Origin of the sequence: Nonomuraea sp. NPDC050790, assembly GCF_044456745.1 — a bacterium.
Lineage (GTDB): Bacteria > Actinomycetota > Actinomycetes > Streptosporangiales > Streptosporangiaceae > Nonomuraea.
On the sequence record NZ_JBITGF010000001.1, the window covers coordinates 13,681 to 39,130 of the forward strand.

Here is a 25,450-nt window from a genome sequence, read left to right on the forward strand (position 1 = left end):
CCATGCGCGTGGCGCTCGCCGCCGCCCTCCTGCTGTCCCTCGCCGGCTGCTCCCTGGCCGGTACGGCAGCCGCCCCCGGCAAGAAGCGGCTGGTGGTCGGCTACCAGTCCAAGACCATCAACACCGTGACCGCGGGAACCCTGCTGCGCGAGCTCGGCTACCTGGAAAGGCGCCTGGGCGACGGGTACTCCGTCGAGTGGCAGGACCACGACACCGGCGCCCCGATCACCGCCAAGATGGTCGCCGGGAAGATCGACATCGGCTCCATGGGCGACTACCCGCTGCTGATCAACGCCTCCCGCGCCAAGGACACCGAGCTGATCTCGATCACCGGCTACAACCTGCGCGGCGGCCTCAACATGGTCGTCGTCCCGCCGGAGGCGAAGATCGCCACGCTCGCCGGGCTCAAGGGCGCCAAGGTCTCGGCCAGCGTGGGTTCCGCCGGGCACGGCACGCTGGTCCAGGCGCTGGAGAGGGCCGGGACGGCCGGGGTCGAGGTGGTCAACCACCAGCCGCCGGTCGGGGCGGCGCAACTGGAGGCGGGCGGCGTGCGGGCGTACGCGCAGTTCGTGGCCTGGCCGGGGCTGCTGGTCTTCCAGGACAAGGCCAGGCTGCTCTACGACGGCTCCGCCCTGGGGGTGCCGACCTTTCACGGGGTGGTGGCGCGCCGGCCGTACGCGAAGGAGAATCCGCAGGTCGTGGACGCCTTCCTGAAGGCGCAACTGGACGCCACCCGCTACCTGCACGCCAACCCGCTGCGCGCGGCGGAACTGGTGGCGAAGGTGACGGGGCTGCCGCCCGAGGTGGTCTACCTGTACAACGGGCCCGGCGGCATCGCGACCTTCGACGCGACGCTCAAGCCGCAGCTCAGGGCCGCCCACCAGCACGACATCCAATACCTGAAACGCATAAGTCCGGACTTCGCCGGGGTAGATCTCGCCCGTTTCGTCAACGACTCCTACCTCCGCACCGCGTACGGCCCCGCCTACGACGCCGACACCGCCTCCACCGCCAACCCCGCGAAGATCACCGGCACCGACCCGGCCTGCGGCGTCCCGGTCACCGACCCGCGCACCGCCTCGGAACTCTGGCCCGTCACCGGCCCCATCCAGCCCGCCGCCACCCCCACCTGCCTGCTGCGCCAGATCGCCGCGGCCGGCACGGGCCAGGTCCGGGCCGCGTACGTGCCCGACACCGCCACCGGGACCCGCTGGTTCGCCGACAAGTCGGTCTGGCTCCAGGACAAGGACGCCTTCCTGCCCTTCACCACCCGCGAAGGCGCCGACGCCCACCGCGCGGCCCACCCATCCGCCAAGCCGATCACCTACGCGGAAGCCGTGCGGAAAGCCGGCGCTTTGACGAGCGCCGGAGCCTTGACGCGTGCCGGAGCGCAGGAGAAAGGGGCGCTGCGATGAGACAGGTCGCCAGGATCGGCTCGCTGCTGGCCGCCGCCGCCCTCTGGCAGGTGCTCACCGTCACCGACGCCCGCCTGTGGCTGCGCTTCGACCGGCTGCCGTCGCTGGACGAGGTCGCCGCGCGCTTCGCCACCGAGCTCACCACCTCCCTGTACTACCTCGACCTCCTCCAGAGCCTCCTGCGCATCCTCACCGGCTTCGCCATCGCCGCCGTCGCGGGCGTGGCCGCGGGCGTACTCGTCACCCGCTCGCGCCGGGCGGGCCCGTTGCTGCTGCCGCTGCTGGAGGTGGTGCGGCCGATCCCGGCCATCGCGCTGGTGCCGATCGCGATCCTGCTGTTCCCCGCCGACGAGCAGGGCATCGTCTTCATCACCTTCGCCGCCGCGTTCTTCCCGGTGATGGTGAGCACGCGGCACGCCGTACGCGCGCTGCCGACCCTCTGGGAGGACGCGGTCAGGACCCTCGGCGCCGGCCGCCGCCACGTGCTGTGGCACGTCGTGCTGCCCGGCATCCTGCCCGGCGTGTTCGGCGGGCTGTCGGTCGGCATGGGCGTGGCCTGGATCTGCGTGATCTCCGCGGAGATGATCTCCGGCGAGTTCGGCGTCGGCTACCGCACCTGGAACGCCTACACGCTGGTCGACTACCCCGCCGTGATCGTCGGCATGGCCACCATCGGCCTGCTCGGCTGGCTCACCTCGGCCGCCGTCGAACTGGCCGGGCGCAGGGTCACCCGCTGGCTGCCACGCGGCGAAGGGAGCGCGGCGTGACCACGCTGACCGAGCGGGCCCCGGCCGTGCGCGGGCTGGCCCTGACCGCCGAGAAGCTCACCCTCGGGTACGGCCGCGCCCCCGTGCTGCGCGGCCTCGACCTGGCGATCCGGCCGGGGGAGGTGCTGGCCGTCGCGGGCGCGTCGGGGTCGGGCAAGTCCACGCTGCTGCGCGCCCTGGCCGGGTTGCTGCGACCGGCCGCCGGCCGGGTCCTGGCCGACGGCGTCGAGGTGGCCGCCACCTCCGCCGAGCGCGCCATGGTCTTCCAGGACGACGGCCTGCTGCCCTGGCGTACCGTGCGGCGCAACGTGGAGCTGCCGCTGGTGCTGCGGAAGGTGCCGCGGGCCGAGCGCCGCGCCGCGGCGGCGTCCTGGCTGGCCCGCGTCGGGCTCACCGAGTCGGCCGGCCTGCTGCCCCGCGAACTGTCCGGCGGCATGCGGCAACGGGTGCAGCTCGCCCGCGCGCTGGCCGGGGCGCCGCGGGCCGTACTCATGGACGAGCCCTTCGGCGCGCTGGACCCGCAGACCCGCGCCGGCATGCAGCGGCTCCTGCGCGGAGTGCTGCGTGAGACCCGAGCCACCGTCGTGTTCGTCACCCACGACGTGGACGAGGCGCTGCTGCTCGGCGACCGCGTCGCGGTGATCGGCGGCGGTGCGCTGCGCACAGTCATCGAGGTCGGCGAAGAAGACGACGACCTGCGCGCCCGCGTGCTGAAGGAGCTGTGAGATGGAGATTCCCGAGCCCGGCGACCGCCTGGAGCTGGAGTGCGAGGTGCTCGTCGTCGGCGGCGGCACCGCGGGCACGATGGCCGCGATCACCGCGGCCGAGCGCGGCGCCCGCGTCCTGCTCCTGGAGAAGGCCCACGTACGGCACAGCGGCGCCCTGGCCATGGGCATGGACGGCGTCAACAACGCGGTCATCCCCGGCAAGGCCACCCCCGAGGACTACGTCGCCGAGATCACCAGGGCCAACGACGGCGTCGTCAACCAGAAGACGATCTACCAGACGGCCACGCGCGGCCACGAGATGGTCCGCCGCCTGGAGAGCTACGGCGTGAAGTTCGAGAAGGACGAGTACGGCGAGTACGCCGTGCGGCGCGTGCACCGCTCGGGCAGCTACGTGCTGCCGATGCCGGAGGGCAAGGACGTCAAGAAGGTCCTCTACCGGGTGCTGCGCCGGCGCGACCTGCGCGACAGGGTCCGCGTGGAGAACCGCGTCATGCCCGTCAGGGTCCTGGTCGAGGGCGGCCGGGCGGTGGGCGTCGCGGGCTTCGACACCCGTTCGGGCGCCTTCGTCACGGTCCGGGCCGGCGCGGTGATCCTGGCCACCGGCGCCTGCGGCAGGCTCGGCCTGCCGGCCTCCGGCTACCTGTACGGCACCTACGAGAACCCGACCAACGCCGGCGACGGCTACGCCATGGCCTACCACGCGGGGGCCGAGCTCAGCGGCATCGAGTGCTTCCAGATCAACCCGCTGATCAAGGACTACAACGGGCCCGCGTGCGCGTACGTGGCCAACCCGTTCGGCGGCTACCAGGTCAACAACAGGGGAGAGCGTTTCGTCGACTCCGACTACTGGTCCGGCCAGATGATGGCGGAGGTCGCCGCCGAGATCGCCTCCGCCCGCGGGCCCATCTACCTCAAGCTGACCCACCTGCCGGAGGAGACTATCAGCGCGGTGGAGTCGATCCTGCACTCGACCGAGCGGCCCACCAGGGGCACCTTCCACGCCGGGCGCGGGCACGACTACCGCACCCACGACGTGGAGATGCACATCTCGGAGATCGGGTTGTGCGGCGGGCACTCCGCCTCGGGTGTCTGGGTGGACGAGCACGGCCGTACCACCGTCCCCGGCCTGTACGCGGCGGGCGACCTGGCCTGCGTCCCCCACAACTACATGATCGGCGCCTTCGTCTTCGGCGACCTGGCCGGAGCCCACGCCGCCGCCGAGGCCGTGCCCGCGCCCGCGGTCCTGCCGGAGGGCCAGGTGGCCGCCGCCCACGAACTGGTCTACCGCCCCCTGCGCAACCCGGACGGTCCCCCGCAGCAGCAGGTCGAGTACAAGCTGCGCCGCTTCGTCAACGACTACGTCGCCCCGCCCAAGACCGCGGCCAAGCTGGACCTGGCGCTGGAGGCGTTCGAGCGCATGCGCGCGGAGATCGCCGCGATGGGCGCCCGCACCCCGCACGAGCTGATGCGCTGCGCCGAGGTGGACTTCATCCGCGACTGCGCGGAGATGGCCGCCCGCGCCTCGCTCACCCGCACCGAGAGCCGCTGGGGCCTCTACCACGACCGCGCCGACCTGCCCGCCCGCGACGACGGCGCGTGGCTGTTCCACCTGAACCTGCGCAGGCGCGCCGACGGCGCCATGGAGTTCCTCAAGCGCCCGGTCGAGCCCTATCTGGTGCCGGTCGAGGAGTTCGCGCCGACCGCCGCCGCCCCCGCCGTCCTGGCCGCGCACTCCTCCGCCCCGGTACGGCAGGCCGCCCCCACGACCACCGCACCCACCGGCGTCGGCCGCCGCTCCCCGCGCATCCTCGAACTCCACCGCCTGGCCGAGGACCAGCCCACCACCGCGCGACTCGCCCCCTACCTGGCCGACCCCGACCCGAAGGTGCGCAGGGCCGCGATCGCCACCCTCACCGAGACCGTTCCCGACGGCACGGGCCCCGCCCTGGCCGCCGCGCTCGCCGACGACCACGGCACGGTACGGCGGGCCGCCGCCACCGGCCTGCGCGAACTCGCCGAGGTGCTCCGCCCGCCCCTCGCCCTGGAGCCGGCGCTGGCCAGTGGCGACCCGTTCGTCCGCGCCACCGCCCTGGACCTGCTGCGGGCGCTGCGCCTCGGCGACCGGACCGTCTTCGCCGCCGCCACCGGCGACGCCGACCACCGGGTGCGCATCGAGGCGGTCCGCGGCCTGATCTCGCTGGACGAGCCCGCTCTGTTGGCCGCGTCCGCGCAGGACCCGTCACGCGAGGTAAGGGTCTGGGTGGCCAAGGGCCTCGGCCTCATCGGCAAGCCCGCCCCCGCCCTGCGAACACTGGCCACCGACCCCGACCCCCTGGTCAGAGCCGCCGCCCTGGAGGCGTGGGGCCTCACCGCGAACCTGGATGCGCGGGCAACCGCCGCGGAGCGGCCGGGGGCCGCAGCGGAGGCGTCGGGCAGTGCTGGTGGCGTGCTGACGGAGGCAGCCGTGTTGGCGGCGGCAGCCGTACCGGCGATGGGTGATGAGCGGTGGGAGGTGCGGGTGGGCGCGGCCCGTGCGCTCGCCGCCGCCGACCCCGCCGACGCGCTGCCCCCGCTCGTGGCGGCGCTGTCGGACGGCAACCTCGACGTGCGCAAGGCGGCCGTGCTGGCGCTGACCCGCTGGGCGGGCACGCCGGAGGCGGGCACGGCATTGGAGACGGCGCTGGACGACCCGGACGCCGACGTGCGCGCCTACGCGCGACGTGCGCTGGCGAGGTAGCGCCGCGTCGCCTGCGCGCGACGGGCACCGGCCGGGTAGCGCCGCCTCCTCATCCGCCCGTAGGTGTCAGCCGGTCGACTCCGGTGAGGCCGACGGCGAGACCACGCTGCCGTCATCGGCGTTGACCTTGACCTTCGCCTTGGCGCCGTCGGCGGTGGTGACGTCGGCCTCCCACACGACCGTGCCGTTGTCGCGGTCCAGGGACAGTTCCTCGATCGTGGCGTCCGGGTACTCGCCCGCGACCTTCTCCGCGGCGTCGGAGTAGCTGATCTTGGCCGCCTCCGCCCTCGCCTTGTGCTTGGCCTTCTCCGCGTCGTCGTCCGCCTCGGCCGACGGGGTGCCGACGACCTTCCACGTCATCGCGTCGACCCGGACCTTGCTCTCGGCGCCGTCCGCGCCGACGACGGTCACCTTCCAGACGCCGTCGTCGGAGTCCAGGCCGGTGACGGTGCCCTCCACCGCGGCCAGCGCGGCCTCGCCCGCCTTCTTGACGCCGTCGGCGCCCGGACTGGCCGAGGCGCTCGGCGAGCCCATGTCACTGGGATCGGCCGGCGGCGTGGCAGGGCTCTGGACGGCGAGCCCCGCCGTGTTCTGGGTGCCCCCGGAACCACAGGCCGTGATCGTGAACAGCGCGGCGGCGGCCGCGGCCGCGCGGATAGCGTGCTTCATTGAATTTTCCCCCATGACGTGCACGCTGCCCGGGATATCTCCTAGGCATTCCCGCAGGTCAGTAGATCATGAACGCGATCCGCAGGGCCGCCAGCGCTCCGGATATGCCACGATAGATCCCGAAATAGGCGACGGCGGAACGAGGAAGCCGGTGTGAATCCGGCGCGGTCCCGCCACTGTGATCGGCGAGCGGACCCCGATGACGCCACTGCCCTCTCCCGAGGGCGGGAAGGCCGGGGCGAGCGTTGACCCGAGAGCCAGGAGACTCACGCGGTCGCCACCTCACGACCTTGGGGCGGATCTCCCCATGAGAGGAACGGTGGACGGCATGCCCTTCCCCGCGAGCCCGCGCGCGCTCGTACCCCTGATCGTCGCCTCGGCCCTGCTGGCCGGCTGCGCGAGCACCCGGAAACCCGCCGCACAGGAGGCGGACCGAGCCCCCGCCGGATTCCCCGTCACGGTCGTGAGCTGCGGCGTCAGCACCACCTACGAACGCCCGCCGCGCCGGGCCGTCGCGCTCAACCAGCACGCCACCGAGATCATGCTCGCGCTCGGGCTGGAGAGGTCGATGGTCGGCACGGCTTACCTTGATGACGCGATCTTGCCCGAGTACAAGGCCGCGTATGACCGGATCGCGGTGCTGGCCAAGGAGTACCCCTCCTTCGAGGCGCTGCTCGCGGCCGAGCCCGACTTCGTCTACGGCGGCTTCGAGAGCGCCTTCGACGCCAAGGAGGGCCGGGGCAGGGACGTGCTGGCCAAGTCCGGGATCGACACCCACGTCAACTCCGAGGAGTGCCCGAAGGGCCCGGTGACCGCGGCCCAGGCCGAGGAGGAGATCCGCGCGATCGGCCGCGTCTTCGGCGTCCCCGGCCGAGCCGAACGGCAGGTCAGCGCCATGCGCACGGTCCTGGACGAGGTCAAGAAGCGGCTCGGCGAGGTGACCCCCGCCAAGGTGTTCGTCTACGACTCCGGCGACAAGACCGCCTTCACCGCCGGCGGCGCCGGCATCGGCAACGAGATGATCAAGCTGGCCGGCGGGACCAACCTCTTCGCCGACCTGCCCAAGGCGTGGGGCAACGTCTCCTTCGAGCAGGTCGCCGAGCGCGCGCCCGAGATCATCGTCATCTACGACTACGGCGACACCACCGTCGAGGCCAAGAAGAGCTTCCTGCTGTCCAGCCCGGCGCTCAAGGACGTGCCCGCGATCAAGAAGCGGCGCTTCGCCGTGCTGCCGCTGTCGTCGGCGGTGCTCGGGGTCCGGGTGCCCGCGGGAGTCGAGGCGCTGGCCAGGCAGATCCATCCGGACCGGTTCGGGTGACGGGGGCGGTGCGGCGGGCGCCGTACCCGCTGGTCCTGCTCGTGCTCGCCGCCGCGCTGCTGCTGGCCGCGACGGCGGGCGTCGCGGCCGGGTCGGTCGCCCTGCCGTTCGGCGAGGTCTGGTCGATCGTGCTGCACCGGCTCCGGTTACCGCTGGGCGAGGCCACCTGGCCGGCCGTTCGCGAGACGATCGTCATGGACGTACGGCTGCCGCGCGTGCTGCTCTGCGCGGTCGTCGGCGCCGGGCTGTCGGTGTGCGGCATGGCGCTGCAGGCGCTGGTGCGCAACCCGCTGGCCGACCCGATGCTGCTCGGCGTCTCCTCCGGCGGCACCGTCGGCGCCGTCGCCGTGATGGTGCTCAACCTGTTGTTCTTCGGCGCGCTGACCCTGCCCCTGGCCGCCTTCGCCGGCGCCCTGCTCGCGCTCTTCCTCGTGTACGGCCTGGCCAGGGCCGGCGGCCGGATGACCACGGTCAGGCTCGTGCTGGCCGGAGTGGCCACGGCGGAGGTGCTGTCGGCCGTGGCCAGCTTCCTCATCGTCACCTCCGACGACCCGCACAAGGCCGACTCGGCGCTGCGCTGGATGCTGGGCGGCCTGGCCGGCACCACCTGGGACCTGCTCTGGGTCCCCGCCGGCGCGGTGCTGGCCGGCACTGTGGTGCTGCTGGGCGTCAGCCGTCCGCTGAACCTGCTGCTGGCGGGGGAGGAGGCCGCCGCCTCGCTCGGACTCGACGTGCACCGCTTCCGCGGCGCGATGTTCGTGCTGGTGGCGCTGATGATCGGGGCGATCGTCGCGGTCAGCGGCTCGATCGGGTTCGTCGGGCTGATGCTGCCGCACGTGGTCAGGCTGCTGGTCGGCGCCGACCATCGGCGGGCGCTGCCGGCCGTGGCGCTCATGGGCGCGGCCTTCCTGATCGCCGCCGACCTCGCCGCCCGCAGCCTCATCGCCCCCGAGGAGATCCCGATCGGCATCCTGACCGCGGTGACCGGCGGGCCGTTCTTCCTGTGGCTCATGCGGAGAAAGGCGGCGCGATGAAGCCGGGTGAGCTGCGCGCCGAGGGCGTGAGCGTCGTCGTCGGCGGGCGGGCCCTGGTCAGCGAGGTCACACTGGCCGCCGCGCCGGGCGAGGTCGTCGCGCTCGTGGGGCCGAACGGCGCGGGCAAGTCCACGCTGCTGCGCACCTTCTACCGGGCCACGCGGCCCACCTCGGGGCGGGTGCTCCTGGACGGCGAGGACGTCTGGCGCATGCCGGGCAGGCGGCTGGCGCGCACGCTGGCCGCCGTCCTGCAGGAGGCGCCGGGCTCCTTCGAGCTGACCGTGCGCGACGTGGTGGCGATGGCGCGCACGCCGTACAAGCGGCCCTTCGAGGGCGACGACGAGAACGACCGCGGCGTCGTGCGGCGGGCGCTGGCGGAGCTGGACGTCGCCGACCTGGCCGAGGCCCCCTTCGACCGGCTGTCGGGAGGGGAGAAGCAGCGCGTCCTGATCGCCCGCGCGCTCGCCCAGCAGCCGGGCACGATGATCCTCGACGAGCCCACCAACCACCTCGACCTGCGCCACCAGCTCGACGCCCTGCGGCTGGTGCGGCGGCTGGGCGTGACCGCCGTCGTCGCGCTGCACGACCTCAACCTCGCCGCCGCCTTCTGCGCGCGCATCTGCGTGATGGACGGCGGGCGGCTCGTCGCCGACGGCCCGCCCGCCGAGGTGCTCACCGAGGACCTGCTGGCCGAGGTCTACCGGGTCTCGGCCGAGGTACGCCCACACCCGCGCACCGGAGTGCCGCAGGTCAGCGTGGCCGGCGACTAGGTGAGCAGGGCCCGCGCCCGGGACGCCAGCGAGGTCATGCCGGCGGCGAGCGCGCTGCGCAGCACCTGGTCCACCAGGGGCGCCGCCTCGCGCGGGCGGCCGTCCAGGACCAGCGCCCTGGCCCGGTCGTAGCGGAGCCTGGCGAGCTGCGGCTGCACGCCGTCGGTGAACTCCTGCGCCGTCCGCAGCCGGCTCAGGGCCAGGTCGTGCTGTCCGGCGACCATCGCCGCCACCGCGCCGAACCGGGCCGCCGGGCCCATGAGCACCGTCGGCCACCCGGCCAGCGCGACCTCCCGCTCGTGCGGTGTGAACAGCTCCGACACCCGCGCGGCCAGCGCGGTCAGCTCGCCGCCGCCCACGCCCGCCTCGTGCAGGTTCCCGCACGTCTCGGCCAGCAGGCTCAGCGTCGGCACCCGCCAGCCGTGCGGCGGGAACGCCGCGAACCCCCGGGTGTCGTCGGCCAGTTGCGTGAGGCCGTCCATGGCCTCGTCCGAGCGGCCGGTCTCGGCATGGGCCAGCACCAGCGCGGCCCGCCAGATCGGGAAGTAGCCGTGCTGCTCCACCCGTCCGGCCAGGTCGGAGCGGAGCAGGACCTCAAGCTCGCCGCGCTCGCGCAGCAGCCAGTAGACCTGGCCGTCCCAGGTCTGGCGGAGCGTGCCCGCGGGCAGCACCCTGGCCTCCTCCAGTTCCTTGACCGAGCGCTCCGCCTCGCCGAACAACCGGGCCGCCGCCTCGTCGTAGCGTCCGCGCCACAGGTCGAGCAGCGTGTCGAGGGTCGTCTGCAGCCATTCCCCCAGCACCCGCGGATGGTCGGCGATCTGCCTGCCGTGCCTGTCCACCAGGGCGGCGGCGGCCTGCACCTTGCCGAGCCGCATCTGGTCGATGGCCAGCGCCACCAGGGCCTCACTGTGGAAGTAGGCCGAGCCCGCGCGCAGGCCCGCGTCGTGCAGGGCCTTGGAGATGCCCAGCAGCTCGGCCGGCGGTGCGAAGTCGTACAGGCCCCACCGGCACTCGTTGAGCACCTCGCAGCGCACCTCGGGCGGGCAGCCGGGACGCAGCCCGGCCAGCGTACGGCGGGCCAGCTCCGGCCCGTCCACCCCGCCTTCGGAGACCGGACCCTGACCGACCGCCATCGTCGCCTTCTTCGCCAGATGGGCGCTGAGCTGGGAACGCAGGTCGGCGGCCTCCTCCTCGTCGTCGTCGGCCAGCGCCGCCAGGGCGTCCCGCAGCAGGCGCAGCAGTTGCTCGTCCACCTGCCCGGGATCCGACCAGCGCCGGGCGAGCTGGACGGCGGCGGTCGCGCGCAGCCGGGGCAGCTCCGCCGCCGCGTCGTGGGCCTCGCGGTAGTGCACGCCCGCCGTGTGCATGTCGCCCTGGGCGTTGCGGGCGTCGCCCAGCGTCATGAGCAGGCCGAACCTGGTCACCGGTCCGCTGGGCAGGCGCAGGCCGTACTCGGCCCAGGAACGCGCGGAGCCGACGCCGAAGGCGGTGAGCTCGGCGCGCGCGGCGGTCAGGCAGGCGGTGGCCACCTGCTCGTCCGGCACGTCCGGCCGGGCGGAACGGGCGTGCACGGCCATGCGCACCGGCAGGTCGGCGGTCACCCGCTCGGCCGTGCGCAGGTGCTCACCGAGCACCTCGAACGCCCGCCGGTGCAGCCGCCTGGCCAGCGCCGGGTCCTCCTCCAGGGCGGCCAGGACCTCCTCGCGCCACAGCTCGTAGCGGAAGCGCACGCCGCTGTGCGCCTCGACCGCGCGCAGTGCGACGGCCTCGGCCTGCTGCCGGTCGGCCGCGGCGGGCTCCAGACCGAGCACGGCGGCGACCAGCGCGGTGTCGATCTCCCCGCCGCCACAGGTGATCGCCGCCGCCGCCAGCCACGGCAGCAGCGGGCCCGGCCGCCGGCCCAGGCCGGGCAGCACCGACAGCTCGCCGCCGGCGTCGCGTACCTCGCACAGGCGCTGCGGCAGCCCGCCGGTGAGACGGAACGCCTCGGCGACCTCCCGCTCGGCCGGCTCGCGCCCCCACACCGCCGCCAGCCAGGCGGCCACGTCGAGCGGGCCCAGCGGGCCCAGGTTCACCGGCGCGGCGGGGGCCTCCCGCCACGGGCCCTCGGGCCGCCCGGCCAGTACGAAGCCCACGGCCGCCTCGCCGAGCCCGCGGCGCACCTCGACGAGCAGGTCGCAGGCGGCGCGGCTGAGCAGTTCGGCGTTGTCGAAGGCGACGACCAGCCCGCCGCCCCTGGCCGCCCAGCGCAGCAGGCCGGACAGCAGCGACAGCAGCCGCTGGCGGAAGTCCTCCAGGACCGCGGGCGCGGGGGAGCCCGGCATGGCCGAGACGAAGTCGACCAGCGTGCGGTGGTCGGCGCGGGCCAGCGGGTTGTCGCCCGTGCCCAGGTCGCGCTGGAGGCGCGCGTACAGCATGCCGGCCAGTGAGCGCCACGGCTGCAGCTCGCCGCTGTCCTGGCAGCTCACCACCACCGTGCGCGGACGGCTGGCGGCGGCGTGCGCGGTCAGCTCCGACAGCAGCCTGCTCTTGCCCGCGCCCGGCACGCCCCGCACGGCCAGCAGCCCCGGCAGGCTCTTGCGCAGCGCGAGCAGGGCGGCCAGGTGCTCCTGCCTGCCGACCAGCTCGCCGGGAACCTCCGGAGCCCGGGTCTCGGTCCGCGTGCCGTCCGGCGGGCGGTGCACGTCCACGCCGTGCTCGTGCAGCAGCAGCAGCGAGAACGCCCGGTCGACGGCGGCGTCGCGCGGGCGCCGCTCCTCCAGGAACACCTCGGCCGCCGCCGCGCCCTCGTCGCGCAGCGTGCGCATGAAGCGCAGCAGCCAGACCGCGCCCAGGCCGTCGTGTCCCTCGCCGACGGGGCCTGCCAGCAGCGCGGCGACCTCGTCGTAGCGGGCCAGGCGCAGCGCGGTCTGGGCGAGGTTGCGCACGAGGTCCAGCCGCAGTCCCTCCAGCCTGCGCGCGTGGCGGGCGCAGGCTTCGGGCCGGCCTTCCGTCCACGACGCGTACGGCCGGCCGCGCCACTCCCCGGCCGCCTTCGCCAGTGCGGCCAGCGCCCGCGCGTCCTCCCCCGCCCCGAGCCCGCGCAGCCCTTCCTTGACCGCGCGCTCGAAGCGGTGGGCGTCGACGACCTGCGACAGGTCGCCGTCCAGCACGTACTCGTTGGAGCCCCGCTTGGAGCCGATGCTGAGCCCGCCCCGCGCCAGCGTCGGACGGAACCGGGACACCAGCGGCGCGATGCCCTCGCTCAGCGGCGCCTTGCCCTCCTCCCACAGGGCGTCGGTGAGGATGTCGCGCGAGACGGATCTTCCCGCGGCGATGAGCAGCGTGAGGAGTCTCGCGGTCTTGCCCGGCACTTGCTGCGGGCGCCCGTCCACGATCACTTCCGTCCGGCCGAGCACCCGAATCTCAAACGTCACAGCGTCTCCACCCATCAATGCAAGATCATTGCAATGAGCGGCCCGCACAGTAGTAAACACGGCGATCGATGAAGTTTCTACCTGTTGCGGGAGGCGTTGATGTCATCTCATTTCTCGGCTGAGCAGCTAGAGCGCATAAAAGCGGATGTTCTGCATAAATACGAAAAAGAGGCGGCTAAGCCGCTTTCTGTGGTCATTATGGGGCAGACGGGGGCGGGGAAATCCTCGCTGCTCAACGTCCTGTTCGGCGCCGACCTCCCGACCGGTGACGTCCGCCCGGTCACCCGAGAACCGGAACCCATCCACCTTTCCGGAAAATCAGGTCATTCACTTACTTTCTGGGATATGCCGGGAATAGGGGAATCGGTCGGCGCGGACGTCGATTATATGGCGATGTATAAGGAGAAACTCCTCGGGTGTGACGTGGTCATCTGGGCCCTCCATTCCGACAACCGCTCCACCACCTACGAGGCGTCGTGCCTGCGCCGCCTGCTGGGCGGGGAGGAAGGGGCGGCCCTGGTCAACAAGCTCACGTTCGTGATGACCAAGGTGGACATCCTCACGCCGCCGTCGTGGATCTTCGCCCTCCAGCGCGACAGCGGCGTCTTCGCCCCCGGCGCCCGCCTGGCCGACAGGCTCGCCGCCAAGGCTCTCCACTTCGAGGAGGTGTTCGTCCGGCCCTGGGCGCACGCGCTCGTCTCCTCCACCTACAACCCCGGCGGCTTCGCCCTGCGCGACGACCGGCTCGGCTTCGACGAGCACACCATCCACTACCGCGGCTACGTCAGCGCCCAGGTGTGCCAGGACTACCAGCGCCGCTTCCCCGCCGAGGCCGAGGCGTTCGCCCGGCTGCGCGACAACCACCGCGTGCTGGCCTGCTCGGCGCTGTTCCGCTTCAACCTGGCCCAGTTGCTGGTCGCCGTCGTCAACAAGCTCGGCCCCGGCGCCACCGCCCGCTTCCGCCGCCTGCTGGGCGAGGCCGAACGGCTGGCCGAGGTGCCCGTCGACACCATGCGCGGCCTCGGCAACTTCCTCATCTGGGACGGTGCGCGCAAGCTGCTCGACCTGTCCGACCCGACCCTCCCCCCGAAGCTCTGAGAGGAGCGCCGCCCCATGGCGACGATCAGCGACGACGACATCCTGTACGCGGTCAACCAGCGCAGCAGGCAGGACTCCGAATACCGCCGCCAGCTCGACAAGGCCATCAAGCGCAAGGACGAGGACGACATCGCCCGCCTGGTCCGCAAGGCCGTCAAGAAGATCCTCGGCATCATCGTGGACGTCACCTTCGACATCATCGAGCGCATCCTGGGGCGGTGGTGACCCGATGCGCAGACGGCGCTCCCGCGTCCTGTCGGCGGCGGTGGTAATGCTGAGCTGGCTGACCACCGTCTCCCCCCAACCGACCGTCTCACCCACCCCCACCGTCGCGCCCACGCTCGCCCCGACGGTCTCGCCCGCGCCGACCGTCTCTCCCGGCCCCACCGCCTCGCCGACCGGCTCCCCGGCACCGAACGGTCCCGTCCCCCTGGCCTCCATGCCGCTCCACCGGGTCGGCGGCATCGGCTGTGACGGGCGTCCGCACCAGGAGGAGGCCGGGACCGTCACCCTCACCCGCGACGGCGCCACCATCAAGGTCGACGTCGAGGTCCGCGACACCCTCTACCCCTCGCGCGCCTTCACCGTGGAGGCGTGGGAGGAGGCGCCGGGCTGCTACCCCGACAACGCCCTGCGGGTCCCCGGCGCCGGACTGACCACCGACGCCTCCGGCTCCGGCTCGACCTCCTTCACGCTCGCCCTGCCCTGGAGCAGGCTCTTCCCCGACGGCAGCACGGTCGTGCTCGGCGACGGACAGGGCAGCGAGAGCCTGGTCGTCGTCCTGGACAGGGACAACTCGACCGGCGCGGGCGACAGCTACGCGGCCGGCCCCATCCGGATCGACCCCGGAGGCCAGGCACACGCCGACTTCACCACCACCCCGGAGGACTCGGGCACCGGCATCAGGTTCGACGCCTCGGCCAGTACCGTGCCCGAGGGGGCCACGGCACGCTACCGCTGGGACTTCGACGACGACGGCGCGTACGACGAGGAGAGCACCACCCCCGTGACGCGCCACACCTACCCCGACAGCGCCGAACGGCGGGCCACGCTCACCGTCGTCCCGAGCCAGGGCGGCCCCGACACCGTCACCAAGGACGTGGCCGTGCCCGCCGACACCGTCGTCGTCCTGTTACGCGGCATCGAGGCCCTCGGCGTCACCCCGAAGGAGAGCGCCTACAAGCTGGTCACCGAAGCCTTCCGCGACCTGCTCCACCGGCTCGGCTGCACCGACCTGGCCGAGGTGAACAGCGTCACCAAGCGCTGCAACACCACCGACCGGGCCAGGCTGCACTGGTCCCCGTACTCCTACCGCGGCCCGAACGGCCAGGCCGCCCCCCTCACCTACGGCGGCGCCGACACCTGGCCCGCGCTGGCCACCACCTCCGCCCACCTTGGCCGCCAGATCCGGGAGATCACCCTCAAGCACCCCGGCGCCAACGTGGTGCTGGTGGGCTTCAGCGAGGGCGGCACCGTCGCCACCCGCTGGGCCGCCGACACCTCCGGCACCGGCACCCCCGTGGTGACCGTCGACTCCCCGCTCCACGGTTTCTGGCCGGAGGACCGGACCAGCTTCTGGTCCGAGGACATCCTCAACTACTGCGGCGTCTCCGTCCCCTACAACAAGGTCGCCGCCCCCGGGCCGGACTGGACGTTCTCCCAGGTGTGCTCGCGCTGGGACCTGGCCGCCTTCCGCAGCCCCGTCTCCTACGACTGGCGGGCGGGACGCTCGTTCGGCGCGGGCGGGCAGTCGTCTAGGGCGGTGCCCCTGCAGTTGTTCAGCGCGACCAACCTCAACGACCTGGTCGCGCCGCCGTGGTGGGCCGTGTCGCCGCTGGCCGACGGCAACCGGATCGCCACCTGCTCCAGTCTCGCCGACGGCCACCACGGCTGCGCGCTGCGCGACCCGGGCATCCTGACCTCGGCCAAGGGCGTCGTGGACGCCGCGCTCGCCGCCGCCAAGCTCCGCGAACGCCCGCAGGTAGCCCAGACCAGGGCAGGCTGGGGCGCGACGGCGGGCTCGGCGTGGTTCGACGGCCACACCGCCACCGTCACCGCCAGGGGCGGCGCGGGCGCGATCGTCTCCGTCGGCCACTTCGGCTCCGGCGACGGTCCCGCGGCGGGCCGCCTGACCTGCACGTGGACGCGTAGCCGGCCGGCGGCGAGCGTCGCGCTGACCGTCACGGAGTGGACCGCGCGCTCGTACGTGGTCTTCTGGCGCGCGCCGGGCTCCACGACTCTGCTCCGCAGCCGGGTCCGCGTGCTCCCTTACGGCAGCGGCGACAGCTACACCGCCGACGTCACCTGGGACGACATCAGCCTGCGCCAGGTACCCGACCCCTGCCGCCCCTGACCCGGCCCGCCGCCCCCGCGGACCGGCCGGGCCGGGCAGCCCCCGGCAACCTCGGATAAGCCGGGGGCTGCCCGGCCTGGGGTCAGCGGTACACCTCGGCTACGTCGGAAACGCCGGGCCTGGGGCCGGCGGTACACCTCGGCAACTTCGGAAACGCCGGGCCTGGGGTCAGTGGTCTGCGATCTCGCGGACGGCGCCCCTGTCGGCGGACAGGGCGAGGGAGGCGTAGGCGCGCAGGGCGGTGGACACGGGCCGGTCGCGGTGGCGGGGCCGGTAGCCGCCGCCCCGCTCCAGGCGCTCGCGGCGCGCGGCGAGCTCCCGCTCGGGCACGTCCAGCCGGAGGACGCCCGCGGAGATGTCGACGCTGATCGGGTCGCCGTCCTCGACCAGAGCGAGTGTGCCCCCGGCCGCGGCCTCCGGCGAGGCGTGGCCGATCGACAGCCCGGAACTGGCGCCGGAGAAACGCCCGTCGGTGACCACCGCGCACACCTGCGCGAGCCCCCGGCCCTTGAGATAGGCGGTCGGATACAGCATCTCCTGCATACCCGGCCCACCACGCGGACCCTCGTACCGGATGACCAGCACCTCGCCCGGCGACAGGCGGCCGGACAGGACCGCCTCGACCGCCTCCTCCTGCGACTCGGTGACCACCGCCCGGCCGGTGAAGACGTGCAGGCCCGCGGGGACGCCCGCGGACTTCACCACCGCGCCGTCGGGGGCCAGGTTGCCGCGCAGCACCGCGAGCCCCGCCTCCGGCGAGTAGGCGTGGGCGACGTCGCGAACGCAGCCGCCCGCGGCGTCCAGGTCGAGGGACTCCCAGCGCGCCGACTGGGAGAACGCGGCGGCCGAGCGGGCGCCGCCGGGCGCGGCGTGGAACAGCTCGACCGCCTCGGGCGAGGGGTCGGCGCCGCGCAGGTCCCAGTCGGCCAGCCACGCCTCCAGCGAGTCGGCGTGCACCGCGCGCACGCCGGGGTGCAGGAGCCCGGCGCGGTGCAGCTCGCCCAGAACGGCCGGCACGCCCCCCGCGCGGTGCAGGTCCTCCATCAGGTGCGTGCCGTTGGGCGCGATCTTGCACAGGTACGGCACGCCGCCGGTCCTGGCCTCGATGTCGGCCAGCGTGTAGTCGAGCTCCGCCTCGTGGGCGGCGGCCAGCAGGTGCAGCACGGTGTTCGTGGAGCCGCCCATGGCCAGGTCGAGCGCCATGGCGTTGTCGAAGGCGGCGCGGGAGGCGATCGCGCGGGGCAGCACGCCGGCGTCGTCCTTGTCGTAGTAGCGGGCGGCCAGCTCCACCACGGTACGGCCGGCCCGCTCGTACAGCCCGCGGCGCGCGGTGTGCGTGGCCAGCGTCGAGCCGTTGCCCGGCAGGGCCAGGCCGAGCGCCTCCAGCAGGCAGTTCATGGAGTTGGCGGTGAACATCCCCGCGCACGACCCGCAGGTCGGGCAGGCCGCCTCCTCGATCCTGGCGAGATCCTCATCCGGCAGGTCCGGGTCGGCGGCCTCGGCGATGGGGTTGACCAGGGTCAGGCCGGTGCGAACCGTGCCGTCGCTCAGGACCGCGCGGCCGCCCTCCATGGGACCGCCGGAGACGAACACCGTGGGGATGTTCAGCCGCAGCGCGGCCATCAGCATCCCAGGGGTGATCTTGTCGCAGTTGGACACGCACACCAGCGCGTCGGCGCGGTGCGCCTCGACCATGTACTCGATGGAGTCGGCGATCAGCTCGCGCGACGGCAGCGAGTACAGCATCCCGGAGTGCCCCATCGCGATGCCGTCGTCCACGGCGATCGTGTTGAACTCGCGCGCGATGCCGCCCGCGGCGTTGACGGCCGCGCTGACGATGCGGCCCACCGGCTGCAGGTGGGTGTGGCCCGGCACGAACTCGGTGAAGCTGTTGGCCACCGCGACGACCGGCTTGACGCCGATGTCGGCGGCGGGGACGCCGGAGGCGCGCATCAGGGCGCGGGCTCCGGCCATGTTCCGCCCGTGGGTGACCGTATGGGATCTGAGCTGAGGCATGCGGCCATGCTCACGCCGTACGGCCGCGCGGCGAAGACGCCCGTGGTGCTAGTACTCCCGCTACCAGCACTTATCCTTGGCCGATGAGCACTGCGGCGGACCGGCGCGGGGAACTGGGCAGCTTCCTGCGCGCCGTCCGCGCCCGCCTGGACCCCACCGCGGTGGGCCTGCCGCCGGCCGGGCCGCGCCGCAGGGGCGGCCTGCGCCGCGAGGAGGTCGCGACCCTCTCGGGGGTCAGCGCCACCTGGTACACCTGGCTGGAGCAGGGCCGCGACATCCAGCCCTCCCGCCAGGTCCTGGACGCCCTGGCCGCCACGCTGCGCCTGACCCCGGCCGAGCACGCGTACGTGCTCTCGCTGGCGGGCTACGCGCCGCTGCCCGCGGACCCGGACGACGCCGAGCCGGCCGCGCCCGGCCACGTGCGGCGGCTGCTCGACGCGCTCGCCGGCTTCCCCGCCTACGCCATCGCCCCCGACTGGACGATCACCGGCTGGAACCGCGCCTACGCCACCCTGTACCCGAACGTGGACACCGTCGCCGCCTCCGAGCGCAACCTGCTGTGGCTGGTGTTCACCGACCCCTACGTCCGCGACCTGCTGCCCGACTGGGAGACCACGAGCCGCCGCTTCCTGGCCGAGTTCCGCGCCGAGGCGGGACCCCGGCTCGGCGACCTGGCCCGCTCCCCGGTGATCCAGCGCCTGCTCGCCGCCAGCGAGGAGTTCCGTGCCGCCTGGCAGGACCACCACATCAAGGGCTTCACCTCCCGCGAACGGCTCTTCCACCACCCCACGGCGGGCGTCCTGCGCTACGAGCACCACCGCCTGGCCCCCGCCGACCACCCCGACCTGCATGTGGTGATCTACACCCCGGCGGCGGCCCGTACGGCATAGCCTTGGGCGCACAGCCGAGCGGAGGTGCGGGTTGGGGCGCAGGCCGACGATCGACCGGGACGAGCTGGCCAGGCTCGTCGCGCGGGGGCTCAGCGTGGCGGAGCTGGCCGGGCACTTCGGCGTCAGCGAGTCCGGGGTGCTGCAGGCCAAGCGTTCGGCCGGGCTGGTGAAGGGCCTGCTCGACCACAAGGCGGCCCTGCCGTGGAAGGTGGCGCGCGAGCACACCCAGTCCGGTCCCGCGACGAACCTGCGCAACCTGTCGGCCGCCGCGCAGGGCCGCCCGCCCCAGCAGGAGCGGCTCAACACCGCCCTGCGCTGGGCGCAACGGCTGGTGGACAACGATCTGGACGTGGCCTACGACCCGGCCCAGGGCTTCCGCGAGGTGCCCGCCTCCGGGGCTTCGCACGTCGCGGCCGTGCTTTCCGCCGCCAGACAGGCGATGTCGCGGGAATAAACCCTCTCATTCAGGGCAGCCGAAGGTCTCAACCGAAGAGAGACCGGAGGCGATGAGAGATGACCGCCGAGACGTGGATCTGGGTGGCCGTTGTCGTGATCGTCCTGGCGGCGATCGCCGCCGTGGGTTACGTGGTACTGCAGCAGCAGAAGCGGAGCAAGCTTCGCTCGCGGTTCGGCCCCGAATATGAGCGCATCATGTCCGAGCATGACACCCGGCGCGAAGCCGAGCAGGACATGATCGCACGTGAGCAGCGGCACGCCGAGCTGGACATCCGGCCGCTCACCCCCGAAGCCCGCGACGCCTACGCCAGGCGCTGGACCGAGGTGCAGGAGCGCTTCGTGGACGCGCCCGGCTTCGCCGTCACCGAGGCCGACCAGCTGGTCACCGCGGTGATGGCCGATCGCGGCTACCCGACGGAGGACTTCGGGCAGCGGCTGAGCGACCTGTCGGTCACCCACGCCGCGACGCTCGACCACTACCGGCAGGCCCACGAGATCAGTGCACGAGCCGCCCACAAGGAGGCCTCGACCGAGGAGCTGCGCCAGGCGATGGTGCACTACCGCGCGCTGTTCGAGGAGCTGCTGGAGGAGACGACCCGGGAAGGGCGACGAGATGGCTGACCACGAGCGCCGCGAGGACGAACTGCTGGTCCCCGCCCCGCGCGACGACGAGACCAAGAACGAGACCAGGGACGACGAGATCAGAAACGAAGAGATCAGGAACGACGAGGCCAGGAACGACGAGATCAGGAACGACGAGCTCAGGAACGACGAGGCCAGGAACGACGAGCTCAGGAACGACGAGGCTCGTGACGACTACGCCACGAGTGCCGTCTACGACACGCAGCCCGACGCCGCCCACACCGCTCACACCCGTGAGCCCTACGCGATGCCGGCCGACGACAGCGTTCCGCCGGCGCCGCCGTACCCCGAGGCCGTGGAGACGGCGCGGGGGAGCGGCCAGGACGTCGGGGACGGCGCTTACATGAGCGGCGACCAGATGGCCGACCGCTGGCGTGACGTCCAGGCGGGCTTCGTGGACGACCCCAGGGCCGCCGTGGAGCGCGCCGACGACCTGCTGGAGGAGCTTCTCCAGGAGGTCACCCGCAAGACCGGCGAGATGCGCGAGAGCTGGAAGAGCCAGCAGGACACCGAGCAGCTCCGCCTGGCCCTGCGCGACTACCGGTCCGTCATGGAGCGCCTGATGGCGTTCGCAGAGAGGAAGTGACCCCCCATGCTGGCGATCGTCTCAGCGATCATTTTCGGCCTCGGCTTCCTGCTCGACCTGCTGAACACCAGGATCGCGGGCGGAATCTCCGGGACCACGTTCATGCTCCTGGGCCTGTGCCTGCTGGCCCTTCACCAGGCCGGCATCGGCACGGCGAGCATTCGCAGCAGCTACGGCTCCTGGCGAGGCCGCTCCAGGCGGTGAGGCGCGCAGTGAAGGGGGGACCGCACAGCGGTGCGGTCACCCCTTCACGGAGAAGCGGAGGATCACCGTGGTTCCCTCCCTTTCGGGATGGAACTGCACGTTCGTCGACAACAGCCGCGCCACCCACAGGCCCATGCCGCGGGTGGCGTTCGGGGCGGGACGGGTCCTGCCGTAGTCCTCGTCGGTCCAGACGCCGCTGTCGTGGATCTCGATGACGAGGTCGCCGCCGTCGATCCAGGCGCGCACGCGGGCGGCGGGCGAGCCGTGGGTGACGGCGTTGGTGGCGACCTCGTTGACGGCGAGCACGAGGTCGCCGGTCTCGTCGTCGGGCAGGCCCGCGTGACGGGCCTGCGACTCGGCGAAGAACCTGACCTCGGGCAGGCCGTCCAGGGTGAACTCGAACCCGGACACGGGCACGCCGGGCGGCGGGCTGCTCGCCCTCGTACGCGGGTCGGTCTCTCCGTTCACCCCGGTGGCCTGCCAATCAGCTGGTGAGGTCCTGACGCAACTGGTCGAGGACCTTTCTGAGGATGCGGCTGACGTGCATCTGGGAGATGCCGAACTCGGCCGCGATCTCGGCTTGTGTGAGATTACCGAAGAAGCGCAGCAGAAGGATGTTCTTCTCCCGGTGCGGCAGCGCGTCGATCAGCGGTTTGACGGACTCGCTGTCGACGAGCTTGCTGAGCGAGTCGTCCGTCTCCGGGATGACATCGCCCAGGGACGCGGCGTCGTCGTCGCTGCCCAGCGGCGCGTCGAGCGAGAGCGTGCTGTACGCGGCGGAGGCGTCCAGCGTGAGCAGGACGTCCTCCTCGCTGATGTTCATCTTGGCCGCCAGTTCGGCGACCGTGGGCGAGCGCCCGAGGTCCTGGCTGAGCTCGGAGACCAGGCGGTTGAGCTCCGAGCGGCGCTCCTGGTAGACCCGCGGGACCCTGATGGCCCAGGTGCGGTCGCGGAAGTGCCGCTTGACCTCGCCGGTCATCGTGACGACGGCGTAGCCCCTGAAGGCGTGGCCCAGCGTGGGATCGAAGCCGTTGACGGCCTTCATCAGGCCGACGTAGGCGGCTTGGAGGAGGTCCTCGATGGGTTCGCCTCGGTAGCGGTAGCGCCGGGCGATCTCCATGGCGAGCGGGCGGTGCATCTCGACGATGCGTTCGCGCAGCCGCTCCTTGACACTGTCGGGGGTGCCCAGATCAGTCATCTCGGCCAAGAGCTGCTCTGCGGTCAGCTCTTCGAGGGCGTATTCCTTCACAGCCATTGCTGCTCCTTGGTCCAAGCCGAAGGCCGTACCCCCGCCCAAAAAGCAAAAAAGCCCAGGCAGAGGAACGCCTTACGGCGTTGCAGACGGAAGCCCTCTGCTGGACTTCGAGACCATTATCCCCACATTCGCCGGAAGTATTCCACCGTTCTCCAGTGACAGTAAGGTTGCCTCGTGACACTGACCCTGACGTCCTCGCCTCAGGAGGGGCTGACGGTGATCCGGGTGGACGGCGTCCTCGACGCCACCACGCGCGATCAGTTCGCCGACTACCTGTCGGCCGCCGGCTCCGACCTCGTCCTGGACCTTTCCGGCGTCACGTTCATGGACTCACGCGCGCTGGGCCTGATCGTGCACCAGTGGCAGACCAGCATCGAGCGTGGTGCCCGGTTCGCCCTGATCGGCGTGCAGTACAGCACCGCGAAGGTGATGTGGATCACCGGGCTGGCCAGCCGGCTGCCGCTCTACGACACGCTGGAGGAGGCCAAGCGCGCCCTCGCCTAGGGGGTGTCGCGGCCGTGCTCCTCCACCAGCAGCTTCGCCAGATCGGCGACCTTGATCTGGTGGTGTTGTGAGATGCGTCGCAGTTCCTCGAACGCGGCCTCGGCCGAGCAGCCGCTCGACTTCATGATGATCCCCTTGGCCTGGTCGATGATCGCCCGGCCGGCCAGCGCCTCCTGCATCTGGGCGGCGTCGGTGCGCACCTGCTCGAAGTCCCACAGGTTCGCCATGGCCACGCCCACCTGCTCGGTCAGCATGCGGGCCAGGGCGGGGGCGTCGTGGCGGGGCAGGACGCCGGGCCGTACCGCGTAGAGGACGACCACCAGTAGGACGGGATCGATCCTGATCGGCAGGGCCAGCACCGAGCGCACCCCCCAGCCCACCGCCAGTCCCGCGTACTCCGGCCAGCGGGGCTCGCTCAACAGGTCGGGGGCGCTGACCGGCTGGCCGGTGCGCCGCGCCTCGACGCTCGGGCCCACCCCCAGCTCACGCTCGCCCTCGACAAGGCTGATCAGCTCGCTGTGGGAGCTCGCGACGAGCACGCGCTCGCCCTGCCAGTGCTCGGCCGAGCCGCCGGAACAGCCCGGCACCCCCGCCGCGACCGCGTTCGTCAGCCCCCGGAGCACGCTCTCGGTAGAGTTCTCATCGCCCAGACGCCCGAGAGCCGCAAGCTCGCGGGCCAGCACCATCGTGTCCATAACGAGTAGGACCCTTCCCTGTATGGCCGTTGTAATCCCGGATGGCGTAGCGTCGGCCTCATGACGACCCCACTCGAACGTGCCCTCGACTCGCTCACCGAGCGGGTGTCGTCACTTCGCGATGCCAGAACCGCCTACCCCGAGCAGGCGGGTGAGACACTGAGCGCCGCTCTCGCCGAGCTCGACACCGCGCTCGAACTGCTGGCCGAGGCGCGTAAACAACTCCGCCAGGCACCCAAGCAGCAGAGCGCCAAGGGCGGCGCGCAACGCGAGCTCAAACTCCTGCGCCAGGTGTTCCGCGTCTTCCCCGTCCCGGTGTTCGTCCTCGACGGCGGAGCCGTGATCAGGCGGATCAACGCGGAGACCTCCCGGGTGCTCGGCAGCCCCGACGGCTACCTGGTGGGGCGTTCGTTCCCCCTGCTGGTGGAGACCTCGCGCCGGGCGGCGTTCCGCTCCCACCTGACCGCGGTGCTCCAGACCGGGCAGTCTGCCACGTTCGAGACGCGGCTGAGCCATCAGGGCCGCACCCACACCGTCCAGATCGTGCTCACCAGGCTCACCCTGGCGGGTGAGCCGCAGCCGCTGGTCGCCGCCGTCGCGCTGCCCACCGAGATCCAGGTCCACGGGTACGGCGCCGCCGCCCCGGCCGCCCGCCCCGACGCCGCCCTGCTCCTGGCCGCGGCCCGCCGGCAGGAGCTGCTGGCCGAGATGGCCCGCATCCTGCTGGACGAGGAGAGCCTGCGCCGCCCGGTCGCCCTCGCGCGCGCCGCGCGGCTGCTGGCCGCCGACTGGGCCGACTGGGTGATCGCCGACGTCGTCCGCGACGACGTGGCCCGCCGCGCCACCGTGCTCGCCCCCAAGGCCGAGCCGGTCGGCGAGCTGGTCCGTCTCGTGGAACGTGCCGAACCGCTGGCAGGTCCGCTGGTGGCCCAGGTCATGCAGCAGGGGACCGGCGTCCTGCACGAGATGCTCGACGACGAGCACGTCTTCGGCGCGCACGCCGACGGGCCGCTGCTGACCGCCATGGGCGCCGTGTCGGTGATGTGCGTGCCGATCGGGCCGGGGGAGGGGGCGCTGACGCTGGTCAGGACCCACGACCGGGCGCCGTTCACGCTGGGCGACCTCGGCCTGATGGAGCAGGTCGGCGTCCAGCTCGGGCTGGCCCTGCGGGCCCAGCGCAGCTTCCAGAGCAGCTCACGCGCGGCCGAGTCGCTCACCGCGAGCGTGGTGCCGCGCACGATCCCCGAGACGCCCGGCTTCGAGGCGGCGGCGATCTACCACCAGGGCTCGTCGGTCGGCGCCGAGTTCTACGACGTCTTCCCGGTCTCCACCGGCTGGGGCTTCGCGCTCGGCGGCGCCGCGGGCAAGGGTGAGGCCGCCGCGTCGGTCAGCGCCATGGTCAAGGGCGGGCTGCGCGTGCTCAGCGTCTGGGAGAAGGACCCCGACCAGGTGGTCAGGCGGGTCAACGAGGCCATGGTCGCGCAGGGCGGCGGGATGTTCGTGATGGCGCTGGCCGGGTTCGTGAACGGCCGCCGCCTGACCCTGTCGTCGGCGGGCCACCACCCGGCCGCGCTGGTCTCGGCCGACGGCGCGGTCCGCTTCGTCTCGGGGGGCGGGGTGCCGCTCGGCATCGCGCCGGCCGCCGAGACCGCCAGCGAGGAGCTGACGATGTCCTCGGGGGAGACGCTGGTGCTCTACTCCGACGGGCTGGTGTCCTCCAGGAACGAGCGCGGCGAGCCGTTCGGTGAGGAACGGCTGGCCGACGTGCTCGGCCGCCACGCGGGCCGCCCGCCCGCGACGGTGGCCAAGGCGATCGAGGACGAGCGGCACGCCTTCTCCGGCGGCCGGGTGTGGGACGAGATCGTCATTCTTGCCTTCCGACCTGCATAGGTTTGCG

Annotated in this window: 23 protein-coding genes and 1 riboswitch; of the genes, 17 read left to right on the forward strand and 6 right to left on the reverse strand. The window is 72.8% G+C overall.

All coding sequences use genetic code 11. The features are described 5' to 3' along the window. Nucleotides 1–2: 2 nt before the first annotated feature. From ACIBEJ_RS00085 to ACIBEJ_RS00100, 4 genes are read left to right on the forward strand one after another with little or no spacing between them, the layout of a single operon-like run. Nucleotides 3–1,415, forward strand: coding sequence for an ABC transporter substrate-binding protein (locus tag ACIBEJ_RS00085; RefSeq protein ID WP_397180322.1), 1,413 nt, complete (start codon nucleotides 3–5; stop codon nucleotides 1,413–1,415). After that, the gene (locus ACIBEJ_RS00090) at nucleotides 1,412–2,182 is read left to right on the forward strand and encodes an ABC transporter permease (RefSeq protein WP_397180323.1); all 771 of its coding nucleotides are present in this window, start codon (nucleotides 1,412–1,414) and stop codon (nucleotides 2,180–2,182) included. Before ACIBEJ_RS00085 ends, ACIBEJ_RS00090 begins: the two co-directional genes overlap by 4 nt. Continuing rightward, a complete protein-coding gene (locus ACIBEJ_RS00095; protein ID WP_397180324.1) occupies nucleotides 2,179–2,907 on the forward strand; it encodes an ABC transporter ATP-binding protein in 729 nt (242 codons plus the stop codon). Before ACIBEJ_RS00090 ends, ACIBEJ_RS00095 begins: the two co-directional genes overlap by 4 nt. A gap of 1 nt (nucleotide 2,908) precedes the next feature. Then, complete coding sequence (locus tag ACIBEJ_RS00100; RefSeq protein WP_397180325.1) at nucleotides 2,909–5,647, forward strand: fumarate reductase/succinate dehydrogenase flavoprotein subunit; 2,739 nt, start codon at nucleotides 2,909–2,911, stop codon at nucleotides 5,645–5,647. A gap of 66 nt (nucleotides 5,648–5,713) precedes the next feature. On the opposite strand, the gene ACIBEJ_RS00105 is transcribed toward ACIBEJ_RS00100, so the two are convergent. Beyond that, nucleotides 5,714–6,316: a PepSY domain-containing protein gene (locus ACIBEJ_RS00105; RefSeq protein ID WP_397180326.1), complete on the reverse strand. Its 603-nt coding sequence runs from the start codon at nucleotides 6,314–6,316 to the stop codon at nucleotides 5,714–5,716. A gap of 138 nt (nucleotides 6,317–6,454) precedes the next feature. Then, nucleotides 6,455–6,584, forward strand: a riboswitch (cobalamin riboswitch). 39 nt (nucleotides 6,585–6,623) lie between these two features. Here ACIBEJ_RS00105 and ACIBEJ_RS00110 point away from each other — a divergent pair. The 3 genes from ACIBEJ_RS00110 to ACIBEJ_RS00120 are packed head-to-tail and all read left to right on the forward strand — an operon-like array spanning nucleotide 6,624 to nucleotide 9,438. Then, complete coding sequence (locus ACIBEJ_RS00110; protein WP_397180327.1) at nucleotides 6,624–7,634, forward strand: ABC transporter substrate-binding protein; 1,011 nt, start codon at nucleotides 6,624–6,626, stop codon at nucleotides 7,632–7,634. Next, nucleotides 7,631–8,668 (forward strand): FecCD family ABC transporter permease, encoded by a 1,038-nt coding sequence (locus tag ACIBEJ_RS00115; RefSeq protein ID WP_397180328.1) that lies wholly within the window; start codon nucleotides 7,631–7,633, stop codon nucleotides 8,666–8,668. The genes ACIBEJ_RS00110 and ACIBEJ_RS00115 overlap by 4 nt, the downstream gene beginning before the upstream one ends. After that, nucleotides 8,665–9,438, forward strand: coding sequence for an ABC transporter ATP-binding protein (locus ACIBEJ_RS00120; protein WP_397180329.1), 774 nt, complete (start codon nucleotides 8,665–8,667; stop codon nucleotides 9,436–9,438). The genes ACIBEJ_RS00115 and ACIBEJ_RS00120 overlap by 4 nt, the downstream gene beginning before the upstream one ends. Here the strand turns inward: ACIBEJ_RS00120 and ACIBEJ_RS00125 are convergent. Beyond that, complete coding sequence (locus tag ACIBEJ_RS00125) at nucleotides 9,435–12,854, reverse strand: AAA family ATPase (protein WP_397180330.1); 3,420 nt, start codon at nucleotides 12,852–12,854, stop codon at nucleotides 9,435–9,437. The two genes, ACIBEJ_RS00120 and ACIBEJ_RS00125, sit on opposite strands and share 4 nt — an antisense overlap. A gap of 99 nt (nucleotides 12,855–12,953) precedes the next feature. Between ACIBEJ_RS00125 and ACIBEJ_RS00130 the strand changes: the two genes are divergently transcribed. Genes ACIBEJ_RS00130 through ACIBEJ_RS00140 form a run of 3 tightly spaced genes read left to right on the forward strand, consistent with a single transcriptional unit; the run spans nucleotide 12,954 to nucleotide 16,305 of the window. Continuing rightward, nucleotides 12,954–13,952, forward strand: a complete 999-nt coding sequence (locus tag ACIBEJ_RS00130; protein WP_397180331.1) for a GTPase family protein — start codon at nucleotides 12,954–12,956, stop codon at nucleotides 13,950–13,952. 15 nt (nucleotides 13,953–13,967) lie between these two features. Continuing rightward, nucleotides 13,968–14,177 (forward strand): hypothetical protein, encoded by a 210-nt coding sequence (locus ACIBEJ_RS00135; RefSeq protein ID WP_397180332.1) that lies wholly within the window; start codon nucleotides 13,968–13,970, stop codon nucleotides 14,175–14,177. Between the two features lie 4 nt (nucleotides 14,178–14,181). Beyond that, nucleotides 14,182–16,305, forward strand: a complete 2,124-nt coding sequence (locus ACIBEJ_RS00140) for a PKD domain-containing protein (protein ID WP_397180333.1) — start codon at nucleotides 14,182–14,184, stop codon at nucleotides 16,303–16,305. 168 nt (nucleotides 16,306–16,473) lie between these two features. Here ACIBEJ_RS00140 and ilvD read toward each other — a convergent pair whose 3' ends face one another. Then, complete coding sequence (gene ilvD, locus ACIBEJ_RS00145; protein WP_397180334.1) at nucleotides 16,474–18,321, reverse strand: dihydroxy-acid dehydratase; 1,848 nt, start codon at nucleotides 18,319–18,321, stop codon at nucleotides 16,474–16,476. Between the two features lie 83 nt (nucleotides 18,322–18,404). Here ilvD and ACIBEJ_RS00150 point away from each other — a divergent pair, with 83 nt between their 5' ends. From ACIBEJ_RS00150 to ACIBEJ_RS00170, 5 genes are read left to right on the forward strand one after another with little or no spacing between them, the layout of a single operon-like run. Next, complete coding sequence (locus ACIBEJ_RS00150) at nucleotides 18,405–19,211, forward strand: helix-turn-helix transcriptional regulator (RefSeq protein ID WP_397180335.1); 807 nt, start codon at nucleotides 18,405–18,407, stop codon at nucleotides 19,209–19,211. Nucleotides 19,212–19,242: 31 nt separating this feature from the next. Beyond that, complete coding sequence (locus ACIBEJ_RS00155; protein ID WP_397180336.1) at nucleotides 19,243–19,665, forward strand: hypothetical protein; 423 nt, start codon at nucleotides 19,243–19,245, stop codon at nucleotides 19,663–19,665. 59 nt (nucleotides 19,666–19,724) lie between these two features. After that, entirely contained in the window at nucleotides 19,725–20,288 is a 564-nt protein-coding gene (locus ACIBEJ_RS00160) for a hypothetical protein (protein WP_397180337.1), read from the forward strand. Next, entirely contained in the window at nucleotides 20,281–20,895 is a 615-nt protein-coding gene (locus ACIBEJ_RS00165; protein ID WP_397180338.1) for a hypothetical protein, read from the forward strand. Before ACIBEJ_RS00160 ends, ACIBEJ_RS00165 begins: the two co-directional genes overlap by 8 nt. A gap of 6 nt (nucleotides 20,896–20,901) precedes the next feature. Further along, nucleotides 20,902–21,099, forward strand: coding sequence for a hypothetical protein (locus tag ACIBEJ_RS00170; RefSeq protein WP_397180339.1), 198 nt, complete (start codon nucleotides 20,902–20,904; stop codon nucleotides 21,097–21,099). Nucleotides 21,100–21,135: 36 nt separating this feature from the next. Here ACIBEJ_RS00170 and ACIBEJ_RS00175 read toward each other — a convergent pair whose 3' ends face one another. Both ACIBEJ_RS00175 and ACIBEJ_RS00180 read right to left on the reverse strand, forming a co-directional pair. Next, nucleotides 21,136–21,567, reverse strand: a complete 432-nt coding sequence (locus tag ACIBEJ_RS00175) for an ATP-binding protein (RefSeq protein WP_397180340.1) — start codon at nucleotides 21,565–21,567, stop codon at nucleotides 21,136–21,138. A 16-nt stretch (nucleotides 21,568–21,583) separates the two neighbouring features. After that, nucleotides 21,584–22,354 (reverse strand): SigB/SigF/SigG family RNA polymerase sigma factor, encoded by a 771-nt coding sequence (locus ACIBEJ_RS00180; RefSeq protein WP_397180341.1) that lies wholly within the window; start codon nucleotides 22,352–22,354, stop codon nucleotides 21,584–21,586. A 174-nt stretch (nucleotides 22,355–22,528) separates the two neighbouring features. On the opposite strand from ACIBEJ_RS00180, the gene ACIBEJ_RS00185 reads away from it, so the two are divergent. Further along, nucleotides 22,529–22,858, forward strand: coding sequence for an anti-sigma factor antagonist (locus ACIBEJ_RS00185; protein WP_397180342.1), 330 nt, complete (start codon nucleotides 22,529–22,531; stop codon nucleotides 22,856–22,858). Here the strand turns inward: ACIBEJ_RS00185 and ACIBEJ_RS00190 are convergent. Further along, nucleotides 22,855–23,553: an ANTAR domain-containing response regulator gene (locus ACIBEJ_RS00190; RefSeq protein ID WP_397180343.1), complete on the reverse strand. Its 699-nt coding sequence runs from the start codon at nucleotides 23,551–23,553 to the stop codon at nucleotides 22,855–22,857. The genes ACIBEJ_RS00185 and ACIBEJ_RS00190 overlap by 4 nt on opposite strands. 60 nt (nucleotides 23,554–23,613) lie before the next feature. Between ACIBEJ_RS00190 and ACIBEJ_RS00195 the strand changes: the two genes are divergently transcribed. Beyond that, a complete protein-coding gene (locus ACIBEJ_RS00195; RefSeq protein WP_397180344.1) occupies nucleotides 23,614–25,443 on the forward strand; it encodes a SpoIIE family protein phosphatase in 1,830 nt (609 codons plus the stop codon). The last annotated feature ends 7 nt before the right edge of the window (nucleotides 25,444–25,450 follow it).